Origin of the sequence: Paraburkholderia antibiotica (genome assembly GCF_012927125.1) — a bacterium.
GTDB classification, from domain to species: domain Bacteria; phylum Pseudomonadota; class Gammaproteobacteria; order Burkholderiales; family Burkholderiaceae; genus Paraburkholderia; species Paraburkholderia antibiotica.
On sequence record NZ_JABBFZ010000010.1, the window covers coordinates 105,780 to 125,678 of the forward strand.

At 63.3% G+C, this 19,899-nt stretch carries 18 protein-coding genes; 9 read left to right on the top strand and 9 right to left on the bottom strand.

Features of this window, described 5'->3' with window-relative positions; translation table 11 throughout:
* Positions 1-44: 44 nt before the first annotated feature.
* Entirely contained in the window at positions 45-2,189 is a 2,145-nt protein-coding gene (locus tag HHL14_RS17755; protein ID WP_407945291.1) for a hypothetical protein, read from the bottom strand.
* On the opposite strand from HHL14_RS17755, the gene HHL14_RS33975 reads away from it, so the two are divergent.
* The 7 genes from HHL14_RS33975 (at position 2,071) to HHL14_RS17785 (ending at position 7,342) form a co-directional block, all read left to right on the top strand.
* Positions 2,071-2,334 (top strand): hypothetical protein, encoded by a 264-nt coding sequence (locus HHL14_RS33975; protein ID WP_230413097.1) that lies wholly within the window; start codon positions 2,071-2,073, stop codon positions 2,332-2,334. The two genes, HHL14_RS17755 and HHL14_RS33975, sit on opposite strands and share 119 nt — an antisense overlap.
* A gap of 686 nt (positions 2,335-3,020) precedes the next feature.
* Positions 3,021-3,353, top strand: coding sequence for a DUF2322 family protein (locus HHL14_RS17760; protein ID WP_169498930.1), 333 nt, complete (start codon positions 3,021-3,023; stop codon positions 3,351-3,353).
* Between the two features lie 233 nt (positions 3,354-3,586).
* Complete coding sequence (locus HHL14_RS17765; protein WP_169498931.1) at positions 3,587-3,856, top strand: hypothetical protein; 270 nt, start codon at positions 3,587-3,589, stop codon at positions 3,854-3,856.
* A gap of 61 nt (positions 3,857-3,917) precedes the next feature.
* Positions 3,918-4,061 carry a hypothetical protein gene (locus tag HHL14_RS17770; RefSeq protein ID WP_169498932.1) on the top strand — a complete coding sequence of 48 codons (144 nt, stop codon included), beginning with the start codon at positions 3,918-3,920 and terminating at the stop codon, positions 4,059-4,061.
* Positions 4,062-4,141: 80 nt separating this feature from the next.
* Positions 4,142-4,369 carry a hypothetical protein gene (locus tag HHL14_RS17775; protein WP_169498933.1) on the top strand — a complete coding sequence of 76 codons (228 nt, stop codon included), beginning with the start codon at positions 4,142-4,144 and terminating at the stop codon, positions 4,367-4,369.
* A 230-nt stretch (positions 4,370-4,599) separates the two neighbouring features.
* Complete coding sequence (locus tag HHL14_RS17780) at positions 4,600-5,673, top strand: M23 family metallopeptidase (RefSeq protein ID WP_230413098.1); 1,074 nt, start codon at positions 4,600-4,602, stop codon at positions 5,671-5,673.
* An 802-nt stretch (positions 5,674-6,475) separates the two neighbouring features.
* Complete coding sequence (locus HHL14_RS17785; RefSeq protein WP_169498934.1) at positions 6,476-7,342, top strand: sterol desaturase family protein; 867 nt, start codon at positions 6,476-6,478, stop codon at positions 7,340-7,342.
* 6 nt (positions 7,343-7,348) lie between these two features.
* Here HHL14_RS17785 and HHL14_RS17790 read toward each other — a convergent pair whose 3' ends face one another.
* The 5 genes from HHL14_RS17790 to HHL14_RS17810 all read right to left on the bottom strand — a co-directional run bounded on the left by HHL14_RS17790 (position 7,349) and on the right by HHL14_RS17810 (position 13,938).
* The gene (locus HHL14_RS17790; protein WP_169498935.1) at positions 7,349-8,506 is read right to left on the bottom strand and encodes an MFS transporter; all 1,158 of its coding nucleotides are present in this window, start codon (positions 8,504-8,506) and stop codon (positions 7,349-7,351) included.
* Complete coding sequence (locus HHL14_RS17795; RefSeq protein WP_169498936.1) at positions 8,503-9,297, bottom strand: DeoR/GlpR family DNA-binding transcription regulator; 795 nt, start codon at positions 9,295-9,297, stop codon at positions 8,503-8,505. Before HHL14_RS17795 ends, HHL14_RS17790 begins: the two co-directional genes overlap by 4 nt.
* 113 nt (positions 9,298-9,410) lie before the next feature.
* Positions 9,411-10,955, bottom strand: a complete 1,545-nt coding sequence (locus HHL14_RS17800) for a PepSY-associated TM helix domain-containing protein (RefSeq protein ID WP_169498937.1) — start codon at positions 10,953-10,955, stop codon at positions 9,411-9,413.
* A 73-nt stretch (positions 10,956-11,028) separates the two neighbouring features.
* The gene (locus HHL14_RS17805; RefSeq protein WP_407945290.1) at positions 11,029-13,350 is read right to left on the bottom strand and encodes a TonB-dependent receptor; all 2,322 of its coding nucleotides are present in this window, start codon (positions 13,348-13,350) and stop codon (positions 11,029-11,031) included.
* A gap of 165 nt (positions 13,351-13,515) precedes the next feature.
* A complete protein-coding gene (locus HHL14_RS17810) occupies positions 13,516-13,938 on the bottom strand; it encodes a DUF2946 domain-containing protein (RefSeq protein WP_169498939.1) in 423 nt (140 codons plus the stop codon).
* Between the two features lie 267 nt (positions 13,939-14,205).
* On the opposite strand from HHL14_RS17810, the gene HHL14_RS17815 reads away from it, so the two are divergent.
* Positions 14,206-16,341 (top strand): tetratricopeptide repeat protein, encoded by a 2,136-nt coding sequence (locus tag HHL14_RS17815; RefSeq protein WP_169498940.1) that lies wholly within the window; start codon positions 14,206-14,208, stop codon positions 16,339-16,341.
* Positions 16,342-16,372: 31 nt separating this feature from the next.
* On the opposite strand, the gene HHL14_RS17820 is transcribed toward HHL14_RS17815, so the two are convergent.
* The gene (locus HHL14_RS17820; RefSeq protein ID WP_169498941.1) at positions 16,373-17,041 is read right to left on the bottom strand and encodes an O-methyltransferase; all 669 of its coding nucleotides are present in this window, start codon (positions 17,039-17,041) and stop codon (positions 16,373-16,375) included.
* 180 nt (positions 17,042-17,221) lie between these two features.
* On the opposite strand from HHL14_RS17820, the gene HHL14_RS17825 reads away from it, so the two are divergent.
* Entirely contained in the window at positions 17,222-17,485 is a 264-nt protein-coding gene (locus tag HHL14_RS17825; RefSeq protein WP_329601682.1) for a DUF1932 domain-containing protein, read from the top strand.
* Positions 17,486-17,494: 9 nt separating this feature from the next.
* On the opposite strand, the gene HHL14_RS17830 is transcribed toward HHL14_RS17825, so the two are convergent.
* Positions 17,495-18,823, bottom strand: a complete 1,329-nt coding sequence (locus tag HHL14_RS17830) for a LysR family transcriptional regulator (protein ID WP_206002382.1) — start codon at positions 18,821-18,823, stop codon at positions 17,495-17,497.
* Positions 18,820-19,521 carry a GntR family transcriptional regulator gene (locus HHL14_RS17835; RefSeq protein ID WP_169498942.1) on the bottom strand — a complete coding sequence of 234 codons (702 nt, stop codon included), beginning with the start codon at positions 19,519-19,521 and terminating at the stop codon, positions 18,820-18,822. Before HHL14_RS17835 ends, HHL14_RS17830 begins: the two co-directional genes overlap by 4 nt.
* Positions 19,522-19,899: the final 378 nt, after the last annotated feature.

Here is a 19,899-nt window from a genome sequence, read left to right on the forward strand (position 1 = left end):
CCTTCCCTGCCGGCCGAAGCCGGCAAGGAAGGCGTACACCACTATCAGGCCGGATCGGCGTACTTCAGCGTCCACGTGAACGTGCGGTTGGCACTGCCCGACAGCGCGAACGGCTGCGTCGTACACGCGAAATCGGAGTGCAACTGGCCGATCGGCGTGGTCGACAACGGGTTCGTCACGCCGTTCACGGTGTCGAATTGCGACAGTGCGCAACTGTCGAAACCGGTAGTGGCGTAATGAGTCGCGGGGCTATTCGCGTAGTTGACGGAGAAGCCGTCGCTATTCGCAGTCGTGTTCTGGAAATCCGCGAACGATGTGTAGTCTGTCTCGACCGCGAGATTGCCGGTCAACGTCGCCGAACTCAGCGTGTCGGTGCGCGTCATCGTGCCGTGGCTGAACGTCATCACCGTATGCACCTGCAGATCGAGATCCGTCGTGTAGGCGGCGTTCTTCGTCGCTTGCCGGAACTTCGCGGTGTCGAACGTGACGACTACCTGACCGTTGGTTTCCTGCACGTTCAGATTCTTGTAGTACGTGACCGGGATATAGGTCTTGCCGCTATACGTGACTTGCGGAATCAGCAGCGCATACGCCAGATCCGTCGTGCCGTACGCCAGATTGTCCGACGATGGCGCCGGGTAGTACGGCGTGAACGAGTTGTAGTCCGGCGCCTGACTCAGGTTCAGATTGATCACGCGCTGACCGTCGCGCACCGTGATCAGCGCCGCGCTATACGGATGGGCGGTATCGGTCGGCTGGTTGTACCAGGTCAGCGTGTAATGCGGCTTCGTGTCGAGATAGGCCTGCATGTCGGCATCGGACAGCGGTGCCTTGCCGTTGAAACCGAGCTTGTCCCACCACGCATTCACGTACATGTACTGGTGCAACAGGCTGAAGTTCTCGCCCATCACGCGAGGCTTGCCGCGATACGCGTCGGTGCCGCGGCCCTTCACCCACATGTTCACCGACGGCGTCGGCAGCGTCGGGTCGTACCAGAAGTTGCTAAAGCGTAGCGCCGACTTGTAGATGTACGTGTACGCGACTTTCATTTCCTGATCGGTCAGGATGCCGGCATTGGCGGCGGCGGTCAGCACTTCCATGAATGCCGAGTCGCCGTACGGGCCGATCGAGCGGCCATAGTTGAAGCCTTCGCCGTTGGTATTGAGCTGCGGAAGAATCAGATTGACCGAATTGCGCAGATACGATTTGAGCTCCGGCGTCAGGTTGGCCTGATTGCCCATTTCCAGCGTACGTTCGGTGACTTCGCCGATCAGCAGCGTGCTGTAACGGTCGTAGCGCGCCTGGTCGTAATAGGTCGTGTGCGTATTCGAGGCTTCGTCGGAGAAGCCGCCCGACGAGTCGTTGCGGATGTGTTTGGTGAGCGTGTACAGCAGCGCATCGCGCGCGTTCATCGTTGCCACGCTTGCGTCGGTGGTCGACGAGAACGTCGGGTTGCTCCAGCCGAGTTTCTGCCGCAGGCCGGCAATGCCGTACGACACCGCGTAGTAGTTCTGTGCGGTATTGAGCGACGCGACATCGATCGGCGTGCCGGTCGCCGGGCAGGTGTCGGTCTTGCCGCTCGCGTCGGCGCCGAACATGTCGCAGAAGGTCAGGCGGGCTTGCAGCGTCTTCAGCATCGCATCGCTGAACACTTCGTTCAGCATGCCGTGCGCCTGGAAGTTGTTCAGCGCGACCAGATAGTAGTACTCGCCCCAGGAGGTGTTGGCGTACGTGTAATTGGCGCCGCTCATCTGCGTCATCATCGCGGTCGTGATCTTCTGATACGTCGCCAGATAATCCGCGTAGGCCGGGTCACCTTTCGTTTTCATATCGATCAATATCCACGACAGGCCGAGCGCGAGTTTGCCGGGCAGGAATTTGTCGCCGGTATTCGTGTCGAGCACATGGACGGGGCTGCCATCGCCGAGATCCATGACGACCTGAGTGAAATCGGACGATTTCCGGATCAGATCGAACAGCGCTCGCATTTGCCCCATCATCGTGATCGGAATGCCTGCGTCCGGCGGCACGCTGGTGTCCGCCGCGCCATAGACGATACCGTGCAGCGAGATGGCGCCGTTTTTCGACGGATCGTCGGTGGAGGCGGGCGAACTTGTCGACGGCGAACTGGGGGAACTTGCCGTCGACGGCGAATCGTCGTGGGTACTGCCGCCGCAGGCGCTGAACAGCAGGGCGGTGGCGGCGCTGAGGGCAAATGCAAGCGTTGTTTTCTTCGATGAAAGCATTTTTGTCTCCAGATTTTTAATTAATGGCGGGGTGATTAATTTTTGCGATTTTTATGGCTATGTTTTTAACTCCTCTGGTAAAAATTGAATTGCGGTTGTTTTGAATGCATTCAATGTCACGATTCTCTTTGATATCAGTCGTCAGACAACAAAAAATCAACAGGCAAATGCTGCCCATAGAGAGCGTAGTTCCGTTCTCTAGCGCGGGTACTATTTATCCCTCTAAGGTCCTGTTTTTGAGCGTCTCCTGAGGCGAGTGTCGCTACGACGCAGTTTCGCTATTTGCGGATTTGCATCGGATTAACATCGTGTAAGTCGTAGGAAATCATATCTCAAAGAAGATTGCAAGCAGGGTGAAATGAGTCTGGCGGGCATGCAAACTTCATTAATCAGGTTCGGAGGGACTTCACCGACACTCCTGGAACAGGTGATTTATTCGATGATTTTGACGGCGAATATCGGATGGTTTTTCGATGTGAAGTTAGTTAGGGTGCCAAAGCATTTCGTGCCGCTAAGGCCGACGCATTGCTTTCGCCTGGATCGCGGCCGGCTTCGAAATCGATTACACGGTGGGCGTTTTCTTCTGGAAACGGTCGTTTAAGTTAAACGTTTTCCTTGCCGGTTAAGGGCTTGGATTCGGGCAAAAAATTAACTAGGAATCCTCCCTATCTGCGGCGCGGAACACGCCAATCTGCCGGTCGGATCGCGAGTCCGCCGCCCATCGGCTAAGATACGGCCCGCCATGCATTTTTTAGAACAGAAGGAGTGGTTTCAATGATCCAACCGAGCAACGTTTTCAAGGACAATCTTGCCCAGATGCCGGTGATCGACGGCATCGCGCGCCTCGATCTGGTCGACGGCAAGGGCGCCGTGGTTGCCAGTATCGAGAACAAGCCGGGCAAGCAGGGCTCGCTCGCGCTCTATAACTACCTGCGCGGCGCGTTCGCTACGCTGGATGCGAAGGCCGCCGAGCACGGCCTCGCGCTGTTCGCCGAGCACACGGCCGACGCGCGTAATCGTCCGGGCGCACACCCGAACGTCGACATCCTGCTCGCGATCGTCGCGGGCGGTGGGCCGCTGCGTATCGAGGCGGTACCGGCATCCTGAGTCCGGTCGAGGTTTTTCCGCCGCAGGTTAGACGTTTTCCTGCGGCCGCCGCGAATCCGGATGGCCCAATAAGTGGATTCGCGGCTCGTCGACACGCATTCTTCAGTAGAAACCCTTGTTTTTTCAAAGACATCGGATTGGCTTCAGATTCGGCTTCTATTCGGCGAATTGAAAAGCCCAGGGCGAGCGCACACTGGTTTCGTGTCATCGCGCCTTTCCGCCAGGAGCTTCAGATGTCTTCCCGCCACGCTAAACCCCGTCAGTTCGACGCCGAGTCGCCGGAATTCGCCGTTTCCGGTCCCGACGCCGACGTCATGCGCGACTTGCAGTACGGTTCCGAAGCGATCCTGCGTCTCGCGAGCGACGCGCATGCGGCTATTGCGCGCAGCGACGCGGCGGCAGCGGAGGCCGCGCGCCACTCGCTAGAAAAGCAATTGAAGCTGACCACCACGTTGATCGACACATTGCTGTTCGGCTCGCCCGAGCGGTCCGTGCTGCATTGATCACCCGCGCGGCAGCGGCATCACCGTATTAACCCGTAGTCCCGACGTTGTGGAAACTGACATGAGCGCTTTGACGGTAGTTCTTTGCATCTGGGCGATGGCTGCGCTTTGCGCGATCCTGTTCATCCGCGGCGCAAGCCCACGCGTCGAGCGCGAGCCGCAACCGTCGCGCGCCCGTCAGTCGCGCTATTCGATCGCCGAGTAAGCGGCGGGAGCAACGGGGTAACATGAGGTGCGCCGGCGCTGGCCGGGCGCACCGACGATGTTCCCACCGGAGGTTCTCGCATGGACACACATTCGATTCTCGGCATGCTGCATGCCGAAGAGGCTTTGCTGGTTTCCATCGTGCGGTCGCTGCCCGACGACATCAAGCGCAAAGTCGCCAACGACTTCCACGAGCAGGCGCTGCTCGCCGAAACCTCGCATCTGAATCCGACGACTCACCACGAAGCGAGCGATACATTCAGGACTCACGTTCGGCGTCTGTCGAACATGCTCGCTTCGTTGTCTTAACTAATTTTTCCTCACACCGGGGGCGGCTAATTTGCGCCGTCCTCGCGTCGACCTGGGCCGCTTGCGGCGCGAGCTATTAGGGGCAGCTTAAGCCTGACTTAAGAAAACGTCCCTAGGCTTGCCACCACCTTCATGCAGCGCTTCATGCAGAGTCTGGAAGCGCTGATTCAACGAAACCACCTCGTCGTGCGTGCCTTTCGCGCATGCGACGGTCGACATGCTGTCAATCAATGTCTCTATCTGTAGCTCGCATCCTGCCGGGGCGCGCCGGCAAGATCATTGTTGTGTGTGCAATGAGCTCGGTGTGCGCGGCGTATCTGCTGACTCATCAACGCGTCAAGCGTAACGACGAGGCAAACGTGTCGCTCGTCAGCAAGGACTCGACGGGGGCCGGCGCACGTGTGCCCAACGCGGCTTCGGCCCAGCCGGGTGCGGTGCCGCGCGATCCCGCCGCAGCGGCGCAGCAAGCCGCGCCGGCGCCGGCATTTACGGTCCGCAAGGCCGCGGTCAAGCGCACCTTCGCGGCGGCCGCGCAAAGCATGGGCGTCGACGCGGGCACCACCGCGATGCTCACGCGCGTCTTTCACGACGAACTCGATCTGTCGCGCGATCTGAAACCCGGCGATCAGCTCAGCGCGGTGTTCGACAATAGCGCCACCGACGGCAACACGAGCGACACCGCCAGCAAGGACGGCGTCGCGAGCGCTGACGCCGCCGGCGAACCTCTCGCGGTTCGCATCGTGCACGGCGCGACGACTCACGAAGTGTTCCTGCACAAAGATCTGCAAGGCAAGCCGTTCTATTACCTGAAAGACGGCACGAGCGCCGGGCCGGCATTCGAGCGCTATCCGCTCGATTTCACGCGTGTGTCGTCGGAATTCTCGTTGCGCCGTTTCGATCCGGTCGTGCATCGCTGGCAAAGTCACGACGGCGTCGATCTAGCCGCGCCGGTCGGCACGCCCGTGCGGGCGACCGCGCGCGGCGTGATCCGCTTTATCGGTCATCAGACCGGCTACGGCAAAGTGGTCATGATCCAGAACCCGCCGCCGTATTCGACGACCTTCGCGCATCTGTCGCGTTTCGCCAAAGGGTTGCGGCACGGTAGCCATGTGAAGCGCAATCAGGTGATCGGTTATGTCGGCACGACGGGTTGGGCGACCGGACCGCATCTGCATTACGAGGTGCACGTGAACAACGTGCCGCAAGATCCGTTGAAGGTCGAACTGCCGCAAAAAACCGCGCTACGTGCCGACGAATTGCAGCGTTTCGAGGCGCGTGTCGCGCAGTTGACCGCGCTGCTGTGAGCGGTTGCCGTCTCAGCTTTGCGACACGTGTGTCCGCATCAGGTAAGCACGACTTCGTCTGATCAGGTGCCGGCAATTCTGACCGATGCGGCGCGCAAACCTTTGCTGATCAGGATGGCCTCGGGTTTTCCCGCGCGAGTCGAATCGACGTCGGTGCTCGCGCATACGAGCGGTGTCGCGACTGCGCGGTGTCTCAATTCCGAGGCATCACGTACGATCGGGTTCGCGTGACGGTGACGCGATAGCGCCTGCGCAGTCTCTCATCCTTGTCCGGCAAGGCTTTGACCTGTCATGGCATAGCCATTGCAATAACTGGCTCACAAGAACTACACACGTTGCAGCCAGATACAGACGCAGTGAACAAATACTGACGGCAGCATGAGTCTTCGTGATTCGCGTTCGGGGAGGATGGCGCGTCTTGCGAGATGCGGCGGGGCCAACATAAAGCAGCTATCGACAATAACGACGACGCGAGCAGGCGATACGGCAGTAGGTATCGGCCGCTCGCGATCGCGATGGCGTAAAACGATGACCTCGCCAATTTTTCTGTCTTTGCGGACGGATTTGAATTTGCGGTTGTCTGGCGATCACAGTGTCTCGCCGATCAGCGCAAAGCCCGCTTGCGCGGCGGCCGGCAGACTGCGAAGATCACGCTAACGTTCCTGTTGTTGCCGAATCTCCGCTGTCCCCGACGTTTGCGACGCTTCGAGCCGAGCCGCTCGCATCGCGTAGGCTGTCACGCGAAGGCACGCGCGGGGAGCGTTCACTCTACGAATTTGCATCCGCTGCGCCGGGGAATTCCATGTTTGCGTCGAACCCGCTTCCCGCATTGCTGCACCACGCGAGCCTGTGGTTACAAGGCTATGCGCTCGTGCTGGTGATGATGGGCGTCGGTGCGTTGCTCGAGCGTCGCTGGCCGGCGGCCTTGCTGCAATCGCGCGCGGGACAGCGGCTGAATATGGCGTATGCGGGACTCTACGTGGCGCTGGCGGAAGCGGCCAGGCCGCTGACGGCGGCAGCGAGCGTGGCGATCGTCAATGCGTTCGGCGGCGGCATGGTGGTGCTGGTGTCGCGCGGGTGGGGCGCGCTCGCTTCGTTCGTGATCGTGCTGCTGACGATCGATTTCCTCGAATACGCGTTTCATCGCCTGCAGCACACGTGGCCCGTGTTGTGGAAGCTGCATTCGCTGCACCATAGCGCGGTGGATTTCAACGTGACGATCACGTTGCGGCATCACTGGCTGGAAGTACTGATCAAGGGCTGTCTGCTTTATCCGATCGTCGGCGTGCTGTTCAAGGTCGAGCCGTGGATCGTCGGCGCGACCTCGGTCGTGTTCATGTTCGGCAACTACTTCGCGCATCTTAATCTGCGCGTGGACCTCGGCCGCTACGTCACGTGGGTCAACAATCCGCAATATCACCGGCTGCATCACTCGATTCGCGCCGAGCACTTCAATCACAACTTCACGCAGTTATTGCCGCTCTGGGACCACGTGTTCGGCACGCGCTGGGTGCCGGCGAAACACGAGTGGCCCGCCACCGGTCTCGACGACGGCACACAGCCGCGCTCGTTGCTCGGGGCTTTCAGCTGGCCGTTAGGGCAGCACGCGACACGCGATGCGGTGCCCGCTCACAAGCCTGTCGCGGTGCTGGACAAGGAAGCGAAATAACGTCCGCTACGCGAGCTGTGTGCTGCGTACCGCCTTGCCGCCCAGCAGCGACACGATCAACGTCGCCATCACGAGTACGCACAACGCGATTCGCAAGCCCAGAAAGCCGGCGCCGAAACCGATCAGCGGCGGTCCGATCAGAAAGCCCGCGTAACCGGCCGTCGCCGCCATCGAAACGCCGATCGCGGGTGTTGCGGTCGACCGTCCCGCCGCGCTGAAAATCACCGGCACGATGTTCGCAAGCCCGATGCCGACCATCGCGAAGCCGACGCAGGCGGTCCACACCGTTGGCAGACTGAGCACCAGCGTCAGTCCGGCCAGCGCGATCAGGCCGCCGAGCGCGACGACCTTGCTCGACCCGAAGCGCCGCACCGATGCATCGCCGGCAATCCGGCAGGCCGCCATCGAGAACGCAAACGCCGAATAGCCGATCGCCGCGACGCTCGCTTCCTGGCTCAGCGTGGAGCGCAGATAGACGGCGCTCCAGTCGGCCACCGCGCCTTCGACGAGCATGCAGAGAAACGCGAGCATCGCCAGTTTCATCACGCCGCTGTCGGGCCATGCGAAGCCGCTCGAGGAGCCACCTGCTGTGGCCGTTACGCGTGGACCGATGTCGCGCAACGCCAGCACGGCCGCGAACATGATCAGGACTGCGATAAACAGATCGGGCGCCAGCAAGCCACCGACGACCCCCACGCCGCCTTTCTGCAACAGCGCGCCCGTCGCCGCGCCGAGCAGGCCGCCCGCACTCCACGCCGCATGAAACGACGACATGATCGGCGCGTGCCACCGCGTTTCGATCGCACTGGCATGGCCGTTCATCGATACGTCGAGCGCGCCGTTCGACGCGCCGAGCGCGAACAGCACGACGCAAAGCGTGAGCATACCGGGCGCGAGCGCGGGCAATGGCAGCGTAATCGCGAATGCCGCGCCGAGCAGCGCGGTCGCGCGACCGCTGCCGAAGCGCGGCGCGAGCCGCCCGGCGAGCGGCATCGCGACGATCGCGCCGAGCGCGAAACAGAACAATGCGAGCCCCAGCGATGCGTCGCTGAGCAGCAGGCTTTCCTTGATGCGCGGCACTTCGACCGCCCATGCGCCGATGCCGAAGCCGTTGGCGAGAAAAACGCCGAGCGTCGCGATGCGTTCCTTGACGAGCGAGTTCATGAGCGCGCCACCATCACGTTGTCGCAGACGGCTTTAAGGCTCGCGATACGCGCGGCCGGCACCTCGGCTTCGACGAACAGATAGTCGACCGCGCCGGCTGGCGCAACCGCGAACGGCGCGGCCGTCATCAGCTTTTCCGAGGTCAGCGCGATTGCGATCCGGCCGCTGGACTTGACCATCGCGCGTTTCAGTTCGGCATCCTCAGCGTCGAAGGCGGCGACCCCTTCGTCGGGATCGAACGCGCACGCGCCGAGAAAGCACAGGTCCGCGCGGATCTGCTGGATTTGCAGCAGCGCGGTTGCGCCGAGCGATCCGGCCGCGCCGCGCGCAATGCGCCCGCCGACGAGGATCACGTCGAAGCCGGGCCGGTTCAACAGGCGCGCGCCGGCTTCGGGCGAATTGGTGACGACGGTCAGGTCCGCGTCGTCGGGCAGCGCGTTGGCAATCGCGACGTTCGTCGAGCCGGCGTCGAGCAGGATGATCTGCTTCGGGCGCACGATCGACACCGCCGCCACCGCAAGCCGGGCCTTGCGATCGACGGCTTCGTGCATGCGGATGGCCGCGGGTTTATCGGCGGGCGAGATCAGCAGGGCGCCACCGTACACGCGCTTGCAATGGCCCTGTTCGGCGAGTTCGCGCAGATGGCGGCGCACTGTGTGCTCCGAGGTCTGCAACTCGGCGGCGAGCTCGGCGGCCAGCACGCGTCCGTGTGTGCGCAGCCGCTCCAGAATCAGCGCTTCGCGCTGCTCGGGCAGTAACCCGTCGATCGCTTCCTGCCGGCTTCGCTGCATGGTCGCTCCTTGCGTTCCCTGATAAATCGATCATAAACGAGCATAAAGTATCGTAAACGGTCAATCAAGGCAAGCAGGGCGGGATGACGGGCTGCGACGCCGCTGGTTGGCGCCTAACCGGCGCGTTTCGGCGTATTCCGCGTTGCCCGACCGAACACTAGCCAGTCGAGCAGCCATACCGCGACGAGTGTCGCGCCCATCAGCGGAAACACGATGCCGAGCAGCACGAGGCCGGTTTTCCAGCCGCGCATCGGCGGTGCGCCGCGTTCACGCGAGGGCGCGCCGAGCGCACGTTGCGGCCGCCGCTTCCACCACATCACGAAGCCCGTCACCGCGAGGGCGGCGAGGCCGAGCGAAATGAGCGCGCAGAGGACCTGGTTCGCAACGCCGAAATAGCGGCCCATATGCAAGGACGTGCCGTACGACACGGCCTTCGCAATCGCGCCATAGTCGCCGTAGCGGATGTCCTTCAGGATCGCGCCGCTGTACTGGTCGATATAGAGCGTGCGCTCATCCTTCGGATTGCCAGGGAAGTACGACACCGTGTAGACGCCGGTGGCGGAGTTCGGCAGCACGATGTTGTAGCCGTCGATGATGCCGAGCGACGCGGCGAGTTCGACGATATGCGCGAGCGAAAGCGGCTGTGCGGTGTTCAAAGCCGTGTCGGCGGAAGAGGGCACGGGCGCGTTGCTGGCCGCCCACGGCTTGAGCGGCAACGGCAGGTCGTCCATCACCATGCCGGGCATCGAATCCATGTCGGCATGATGGTGCCCGGTATGGTCCTTCGATGCGGCGGCGTGGTCCGCGTGCGCGCCGGGCATGACCGAGCGCAATGGCAGGCCGCCCCACGCGCCAGCCGGTGCGCCGAGATTTGTCGCGGTCGCGAATGCCTTGAACTGTTTGCCCCACGAGCCGGTCCACGGCAGGCCCGTCAGCACGAACGCGAGCGCGCCGAGCGCAAGCCAGATGCCGATCACCGCATGGAGGTTTTTCCATAGCGGCCGGCCCTTCAGCGTGAAGTGCGGCACCAGTGCGGCCCGCACGCCGGTTTTGCCGCGCGGCCACCACAGCGCGATGCCGGTGCCGAGCATCACGAGCGTCCAGCAGGCGGCCAATTCCATCAGCAACTCGCCGGGCTTGCCGAGCAGCAGCTTGCGATGAAGCATGCGATCCACCTGCATGAAGCGGCGCTCGACGCTCAGCGTGCCCAATAGCTCGCCGTTGTACGGATTCAGATAGACGCTCTGCTGTGTGCCGTCGGCGAGACGAAACACGAATTCGGCGCTGCGCTGCGGATCGCGATTGATGGCCGCGGTCGTCGCGGTGGCATCGGCCGGCATCGCCGCGCGGGCGCGGGCGAGCAACGCATTGTCGGGCAGCGTCTGTACCGCTTGCGGCGCGACGATCATCTGCTGCCGGTACAGCAGCGGCTCGATCTGCGGCTGGAAGCAGTACAGCGTGCCGGTAATCGCGAGCACCAGCAGAAAGGGCATCACGAAGAGGCCTGCGTAGAAATGCCAGCGCCACAGCGTGCGATAGCCTGGCTGCGCTGGGTTCGCGGCGCTGCCGTTGGTGGTGCTGTTAGCCGTGCCGTTAGCGGTGCCGGTCGTGGCATTGCTGTCGACGCGTGTGCGTTCGGCGGCTTGAGTCGTGGACATGAAATCCTCGTCGGGCAAGATTGGGTATTCGGTCGATGTGCGTGAGCGGAGTCACGGCGGGCTGGCGTCGCGTCTAGATGCGCAGCTTCGCTTCCATATAGAACGTTCGCCCCGGATACGGGTGATAGACGAAGTAGCGCGCGTCGAACAGGTTGTCGATGCCGACGCCGATTTCGCTGAGCTTCGTCGGCTTGAACGTGAACTTCGTATCGACCACGGTGTAGGTGCTCGTGCCGCCGAACACGTTGGGATTCGTGTCGGTATTGGTGAGTGTGTTGTACTGGCGTCCCGAGTAGCGTGCCGCGAGCGTCAGTGCCGCGCGTGCGTCGAAGTGATAGGTCGCGGCGAGATTCGCGCGCCACAACGGAATGCGATAAAAGTACTTGCCGACCGACGCCGGGTTCTGCGCATTCTCGAGAATCTTCGACTGCGTGTACGCGACGCTCGCGATCAGATCGAGGCCGTGCACGAACACGTTTTCGCCGGAATAACTCGTTTCGAAGCCGCGTGAGCGCACCTTGCCGATGTTCTGGAAGTTCGTCACGTTGGGAATCACGGTCGTGTCGGTCTGACTGAAGATCGTGTTCTTCACGTCGTCCTGAAACAGCGAGAAGCGGAACACGCCGTTCCAGTGCGCCCATTCGGCGCTAAGTTCTTTCGATAGCGCGTCTTCGGGCTGCAGATTCGGATTGTTGTTGACGATCGCGAAGCCGTTGATTTGCCCCTGGAACAACTCGCTGACGGTCGGGAAGCGATAGGCGCGCCCGATCGACGCGCGCAAGGTCAGATCGTCGTTGACGTCGAACGACAGCGACGCCTTCGGCGAAAAATGCTGCTGGCTTGCATCGCCGTATCTGAGCGTCGTGCCGGGCAGGGACTGCGTGCCGCCGTAGGCCTGCCAGTCTTCGTAACGCACGCCATAGACGAGTTTCCAGCGCGGCAGAAAACGCCATGCGTCCTGCGCGTAGAGCGCCTGGGTCTGGGTCTTGCCGCTGAACGCATTCGCGAACGAGGTCGCGGCGCCGTCGCGCCAGTTCAGCGTGTTGTAGCTTTCGTTGTCGAGAAAGTAGTTGTCGTAGTGATAGCCGAAGCTCAGCGCGTGATTGCCGAGTCCTGCCTGGCTGATGGCAGGGGTGTAGGTGGCGCGCAGATCGAGCGTCTTCCAGCCGGTGCCGTCGCCGAACAGCACGGTGCCCGGCCCGTTGCCGGGGCCGCCCGCATTCGCGGTGCGCGCGACGCTGTTGCCGATGTCGTAATACGAGGCGATCGCTTCGCCGTTCCAGCCGCTCGCGTTGCGCGTTTTCAGCGAGAGGCCATATAGCCAGTTCTCGCTATGCCCGAGGCTCGGCGCCATCGCGGCGGCCGGGATCGTGTAGTGATAGCCGCCGATCGACACGTTGCCGCTGTACACCGGGTTGCCGTCGGCATCGCGCAGGAACGTCGACGTCTCGCTGTTGTAGGTCTGGTGCCAGTAGCCGAGTGTGAACGCGCCTTGCAGCGTCGGCGTGAAGTCGTACTGCATCTTCAGCTTGAACTGATCCTGCACTGTGTGTTCGATGCCTTCGCCGTTCACACCGAGCACGGTGGTCGGCGTATTGGTCTGGTTGTTGTAGGTGTAGGCACCGCTGACGGGCGTGTCGCCGGGTTTTGCGGGCGTGCCCGATTGCGCGAGCGTGGCGAACTGCAGCGGCTGGCTCGTGTTCTCGAGATGATTGACGCCGAGCCTATACGAGAACTTGCCGATCCTATCGCCGATCGACGCGCTCGCTTCACTGCCGTTGAAATTGCGGTTCACGCCGAACAGGCTGAAGTGTTGCGTGAACGCCTTCACGTCGGCGTTCGCTTCGAACTGCTTCGGCATACGCGTGCTGATGAGCACCGTCGCGCCGAGCGAATTGCCCGGATACAGCGCGGAAAACGGCCCATAGATCACGTCGACCTGCTGGATTTCGTCGGGCGACACCATCGACCAGCGCGGCGGAAACGAATAACTGTTGCCAAGCAGATTGCTCAGCAGCAAACCGTCCGCATAGACGAGACCGCGCGCGCTCTGCGTATTGCTGGTGCCGCGTACCGCGATGATCGAATTCAGATCGCCGATAAAGCGTTTGCGTACCGCCAGATTCGGCATGTACTTCAGCACGTCTTCGGTATTGACGACGTTCCAGTTCGAGAACTGCTCGCGCGTGACGGTCTCGACCGACGCGGGCAGATTCGGATCGACCGCACGCGGCGCGGCGCTGGCGGTCGCGCTTGCATTGACGCTGACGGTGGGCAGCGTCGCATCGGGCGGCGTGTCGTCGGCTCGCGCGGGCGCGGCGGCGAAGATCGGCACGAGCGCCGGGATCAGTGCGGGCCAGCGGGCGGTGTGGCGCGCTTTCGTGGCGCGATTCATCGCGCGATCCGTTGCACGACGCACGGCGCGGCCGGCGCCGCGGCGGCCGTGACCCGGCAGCCTTCGCAGAGCGAAGTTGAACATGAGTGTTTCCTTGATGCATTGAACAGACGAGCGCGGACGGCGTCGCAATAGCGACGCGAGTGCGATCAGGACTGACGGCGATCAGGAAACGACAGGTGGGTCGCGTGGACGGCCCGACGGGAACGCGCCGAGCGGTGTGAAGCGGGTGGACAGCGTGGGCGGCGCGGTGCCGGCCAGCAGCAGCGCGGCCGGCGGCGCGACGGCGGCGACCGTCGGCATCGCGACATGATGTTGGAGCAGATGACAGTAGCCGCAGGCGCCGAAGGCGTCGTCGTGGCTCAGATGCACGGGGGCTGCATCGGTCTGTGCGAGCGCGCTCGTCTGGTCGGCCTGCTCGGCCTCATCGAAGCCGCCGGACCCGTGATGCGTCGAACAGAGCGCGGCGGTCGGCTCGTGCGCGAGGCTCGCTTCGAGCAACTGACTCACGAGCGGCGCGAACACGACCAGCCACATGGCGACGAGGCCAAGCCAGGCGGTCATGCGGTTGCGGGAGCGTGCGGTCATGATGGTCGAAAGAGAGACGGGGGCGATTCTAGCATTGCCGCGCGATCTTTTCTTTCGTGATGACAGGTATAGCGCCCGATTAGACGGCAAAAAGCCGCTTATTTCCGGGCGCTGCGCGCGGCGCGAATCGCTTAATCTGCGTTGTCGCGTAGCGTGCGGGCAGTGCGTCTGAATCTTGCGCCCGAGCTTTGCGCGTGAACCTTGTGATTCCCCGCGCCACGCAGCCCGACTCAAGACCCAAGCCCCACGATTCACGATTCACGACTTATGACGCTCATGCCCACGCTCGCTGCTTCGATCGACGACATCAACCGGCAGGCCGTGGCGCTATGTTCGGCCGGACGGTTCGCCGACGCGCTGCCGCTCGTCGCGCCGTTTCTCGACGATGACGCGCAGCCGCTCGACCGACGCGCGGACGCGTTGAACATTGCCGGCTGTTGCGCGTTCGCGTTGAGTCGCTGGGCGGACGCGGAGCACTACTGGCGACAGTGCCTGCTCCTGAAGCCCGCTTACGCCGACGTCTACGCGAGTCTCGCCGCGCTGCTGAGATCGCTCGGGCGCCTGTCGGCCGCGAAATCGCTGTATCGGCAACTGGTGCTGCTGCGTCCGCGCGATGCGCAAGCCCATCATCACCTCGGCAACGTGCTGTACGGACTAGGCTACCGGGGCGAAGCGGAGGCGTCGTATCGCACCGCCATCGAGATTCGTCCGGACTACGCAGAGGCGCACTACGGCCACGGTATCGTGCTGCGCGATCTGCGTCGTCCGCAGGAAGCCGAGGCGGCTTATCGTCGTGCGCTGCTCGGCCTGAACGGTTTCGCGGAAGTACACAACAACCACGGCAGCGTGTTGGTTGAGCTGGGGCGCCTCGCGGAAGCGGACGCTGCGTTTCGTCAGGCGTTGACGTTGAAGCCGCAGTATCCCGAGGCGCTCAACAACCTGGGCGGTGTGTTGAAGGCCACGCAGCGGCACGCCGAAGCGGAACTCGCCTGCCGCCTCGCGCTGGCGATTCGCGCGGATTACGCGGAAGCGCATCTGAATCTCGGTGCGGTCCTGATGGAACTCGAACGTACCGACGAGGCCGTGGCCGCTTATCGTGAAGCGTTGGTTCATCGCGCGGACTATGCGGAGGCGTACTACAACCTCGGCGTCGCACTGTTCAAACAGGAGCGTCTGGCGGAGGCCGAGCAGGCCTATCGCGACGCGATTCGCTGCCAGCCGGGGTTCACGCAGGCGCACAACAATCTCGGCTGCGTATTGCGCGTGCTCGACCGTTTTTCCGAAGCCGTCGACGCCTTCCAGCAGGCGCGCGAGCTCGCTCCTCAGTTCCCCGAAGCGCACGCGAACCTCGCCAACGCGCTCGCGCAACAGGGGCGCTCTGCCGAGGCCGAAAGCGCGTATCGCGAGGCCCTTGCGTTGCGGGCCGACTATGGCGACGCGCGTTTCGGACTGGCTGTGCTGCTGCTGGGTCTCGGCCGTTTCGACGAAGGCTGGCCGTTGTATGAATGCCGCTACGAACAGCCCGATTTCGTTCATCGGAAAACGAAGGCGATGCTTAGCTGTCCGCAATGGCAAGGCGAGCCGCTCACGGGTAAATCGGTACTGGTATGGCAGGAAGACGGCCTCGGCGACATGCTGCAATTCAGCCGCTATATCGCGGTGCTGAAGGCGCAGGGGGCTGCGCATATCGCGTTCGTGTGCGTGCCGATCCTGCATCGGTTGATGGTCGGCGTCGACGGTGTCGATGCGGTGTTCGATCACGGCGGGGGCCTCGCGCGCGCCGCGTCGTACGACTGCTGGACCAGTCCGTTGAGCGGGCCACTGCATCTGCGTACGACGCTCGACACGATTCCGCGCCCGGTGCAGCTGAAGCTCGACCCCGCGCTCCTTGAGCAGTGGCGCCCGGCGCTCGATGCGTTGCCGCCAGGACCCAGGATCGGCGTGGTCTGGAAGGGAAACGCGAAGCACCATAACGACGCGAATCGTTCGATCCCGTCGCTCGCCACGCTCGCGCCTCTCTGGCGGGTGCCGGGGCTGAACTTCGTGAGCCTGCAGAAAGGACAGGGCGAGGACGACGCGCGCAATCCGCCGGCCGCGCAACCGTTGCTCGATCTCGGCGCCCGCGTAACGGATTTCGCGGACAGCGCGGCGATCGTCGCGCAACTCGATCTGGTGATCTGCGTCGACACGTCGATCGGGCATCTGGCCGCGTCGCTCGGCAAGCCGTGCTGGGTGATGCTGCCCGAGCGGGATGTGGACTGGCGCTGGCTGCACGCGCGCGACGATTCGCCGTGGTATCCGTCCACGCTGCGGCTGTTCCGTCGTGGGCCGGGCGAGGAGTGGGCGGCGTCGGTCGAGCGCGTGCGGCAGGCTTGCGTCGAGCGATTCGGCGGTTTGCTATGACGTTGGCGTGATCTGCGCGTCGCCGCGCGGATCAGGCGTCGACCAGTGTCATCGAAAAACCATCCCATCCTTTCGAGCCGACGGTTTGCAGCGCGGTGGAGTCGAGCCGCGGATTCTGCGCGAGCTGCCGGAAAAACTCGTGCAAACCAATGACGTCGGGGTCGTCGCTAGCGCGGTCGGCGATCTGGCCGCGGCGAATCACGTTGTCGCCGACGATCAGCGTGCCAGGCCGACTCAGCAGCAGCGACAGACGCAGATACTCCGGATAGTTCTTCTTGTCCGCGTCGAGAAAAATCATGTCGAACGGTTCGACGCCTTCCACGACGAAGCGCTCGAGCGTCTGCGCCGCCGCGCCGATCACGACCGACGCGATGCCCGCGAGGCTCGCCCGTTCGAGATTGGCGCGAGCCACCGCTGCATTGTCCGGGTTGGCTTCGAGCGAAATCAGCTGACCGTCGGCCGGCAACGCACGCGCGAGCCAGATCGTGCTGTAGCCGCCGAGCGTGCCCACTTCGAGAATACGCCGCGCGCCGCGCAGCTTCGCGAGCAGATGCAGCAGCTTGCCCTGATTCGGCGCGACGTTGATCGCCGGCAGATTGGCCGCCGCGCTCGCTGCCAGCGCCGCGTCGAGTACAGCATCCGGTTCGAGCAGGTAGCTCGCCAGCAGATCGTCCATGGCGTTCCATTGTGGCTGGTTCATCGTCTTGTCCTTTTCATGGTCAATACGGTTCGTCTCTAACGTTTTAGCAGAAAAGCACGTTGCGTTGCCGATAAATAGATGCGATGAAAAGGCGGTGTAGTTCGTCGGCCATGTGCGCGTTGTTCGCTTTTACAATGAGTGCAGCCACATCGTGCAAGCGGCCGGTAAGCCGTCGGCAAGATGCGCGGCGATGCGGGCGTGCCCGCCTATCTGGTCAGCCGCGTTGCCGAACATGGCCGGCGGCGCGCGGCGGAAATGCGTGAGGTGTCGCAGACGCTGCGCGAGGCCGGCATCACGCCGTTCATGAGCGACGCGTCCGCGCGTCTGCAGGACGGCGTCGTGGATGCGATGGAGGCGGGTGGTATCGATTACGGCACGCTGTCCACGCCATTCGACTGGCGGGCGTTTTTCGACAGCCTGCCGGACCCGGAAAAAGATCGTTAAGCGAACTAATCAACTCGTCAGCCAACGCGACCCGGCCGCGCCGATGCTCACGGTACGCGTCACGTCGACCACCGACAGCCGGATCGCATCGATCAACGCGCGCGCGGCCGGCGACGGCGTACCCGCCGCGCGCAGGGTCAGGCCGATGTCGCGCCGCGTATTGTGCAGCGGCACGTCGAGCACCACCAGTTGGCCGGAGCGGATCTCATGATGCAATTGCTGCGCCGACAGCGCCGCGGCCATATCGGTGCCGAGCAGCAGTCCGCGAATCACCGCGAGGTCGGCGGTTTCGACCGTCGGCAGCGGCGGCTTCACCTTCAGCCGCTTGAATTGCGCTTCGAATAGCGCGCGCGCCGGCGCATTGCTGCGCGGCAGGATCCATTGCGCGTCGCGCAGACCCATGATGGTGAGCTCGGGCGTCTGCGCAAGCGGATGCCCCTGGCGCACCAGCACCACCATGTCTTCCGACATCAGCCGCTCGTTTTTCAGGCCGCTCGTCGCGTCGTTGTCACGCAGCGCGCCGAGAATGAAGTCGATGTCGCCGGCGCGCAGACTCGCGACGAGCGTCTCGTACGCGCTTTCGTCGGTGACGACGCGCACGCCGGGATTCGCCGACGTCATTCGCGCGATCGCTTTCGGCAGCAGCAGCGTGCGGCCGAGCGGCAGCGCACCGACCGTCACCGAGCCCTGAATCTTGCCGTGCAGCGCGGCGATATCGTCGGGCACGTGGCGCAGTTCGTTCAACGCGCGGCGTACGTGCAGCAGAAACGTTTCGCCTTCGGTCGTCAGCAGAATGCCGCGCGGGCTACGATGAAACAGACTCAGGCCCGAGCCGCTTTCGAGGACGCGAATCGCGGTGCTGACCGCGGGCTGGCTGATGCCGAAGGTCTTCGCCGCGCTCGGCATATGTCGATGCCGCGCGAGCGCCGCGAACAGTTGCAGCCGCCGTGTGTTGAGCAGATAGGCGGGCAACGCGCCTTCCGCGACGGGGCGGCGGCGCGCCTGGCGCGCGGCGCACCATTGCGCGAGTTCTTCGAGTTCCGCGAAGATGCGCTCGCAGCGATGCAGCACCGCGCGGCCGACCGGTGTTGGCAGCATCCCCGAAGGACCGCGATCGAATAGCGGCTCGCCGAGCGCCGCTTCAAGTTCCTGCACCGAACGCGTGACCGCCGATTGCGCGCGAAACAGTGCCGCGGCCGCGCGGGTCGCGCTGCCCATGTCGGCGACGAGGCGGAACGCGCGCAGATGCGCGAGATTGAGCAGGTCCTTGCTGCTCACCGATAACGGCGCGCGGGTAGGCGCGTGGCCGGCTTCGGCGGACACGAGATCGTTGCTCATGCCGCGCCCGCGATCAGATGCAACGACGGCAGCGACAGATTCAGGCTTTCCTTCGAGATATGCGTGTGCTCCCTCATCAACGCATCGACGCGCGCGCCTTCGCCTTTTTTCAGCGCGTCGACGATCGCATGATGCTGGCGATGCGCGTACATCAGCATCATGAATTGACGCTCGCGCGCGGATTCGTCGAACGCGATCGTGAACGGCGAAACGAACGGCACCTTGTCGTTCAGACTCAGCGCGGCGCTGACTGCCTGGTTCTGTGCGGCCTCGACGATCAGCGCGTGGAAGCGGCCGTTGAGCTCCGCGTAGCGCACGTCGTCGCCTTGCCGCAGATGCTTTTGCGCGAAGATCTCGTCGCCTTCGCGCAGACATTCGTCGAGCGCGGCGGCGAGTGCAGGGCTCACGCCTTTCTCGGCGACCGAGCGCGCGGCGAGTCCTTCGAGCACGCCGCGCACGTCGATCGCGTTGAGCACGTCGCGCACGCTGAAGCGGCGCACCACGTAGCCGCGCGATCCCGACCGGTCGAGCAGACCTTCCGACGACAGCACGCTGAGCGCATACCGCAGCGGCGTGCGCGACACGCCGAGCCATTGCGCGAGCTGCGCCTCGACGAGTCGCTGACCGGGCGACAGTTCGCCCGAGAGTATCTTTTCGCGTAACGTCTGGACAATCGCTTGCTGGGTCGTCTCGTTCATCGTCGTGTCACTCTTCGGAAGCACCGAAGTATAGCCACGTGCGCAACGCCATACCAAGACTAAAAAAGTGCGTTGCGAGTTGTTTTCCGGGCCATCTGTTTTATTTATCGATGGCGAGTGTGGGATGATGCGGCGCGAGGCCTGCCACACAGGCTTGGGATACCGAGAAAGCCAGGCGTAGCGCGGTTCGCGGCGCGCGGCATCAACCCATGCTGCGCCGCTCGACGGGGTTTTCACCCATGACCCCGACGCTAACTGAGGTTTACCCGTACTTCCGGTATCGCGGCACAATTCCTATCTTTGTATCCCAACACGGTCGCGCCGGCTCGCGCCGCAAAAGCGCCGACCCATCCGATTGGCACGCAGCACGAAGTGACA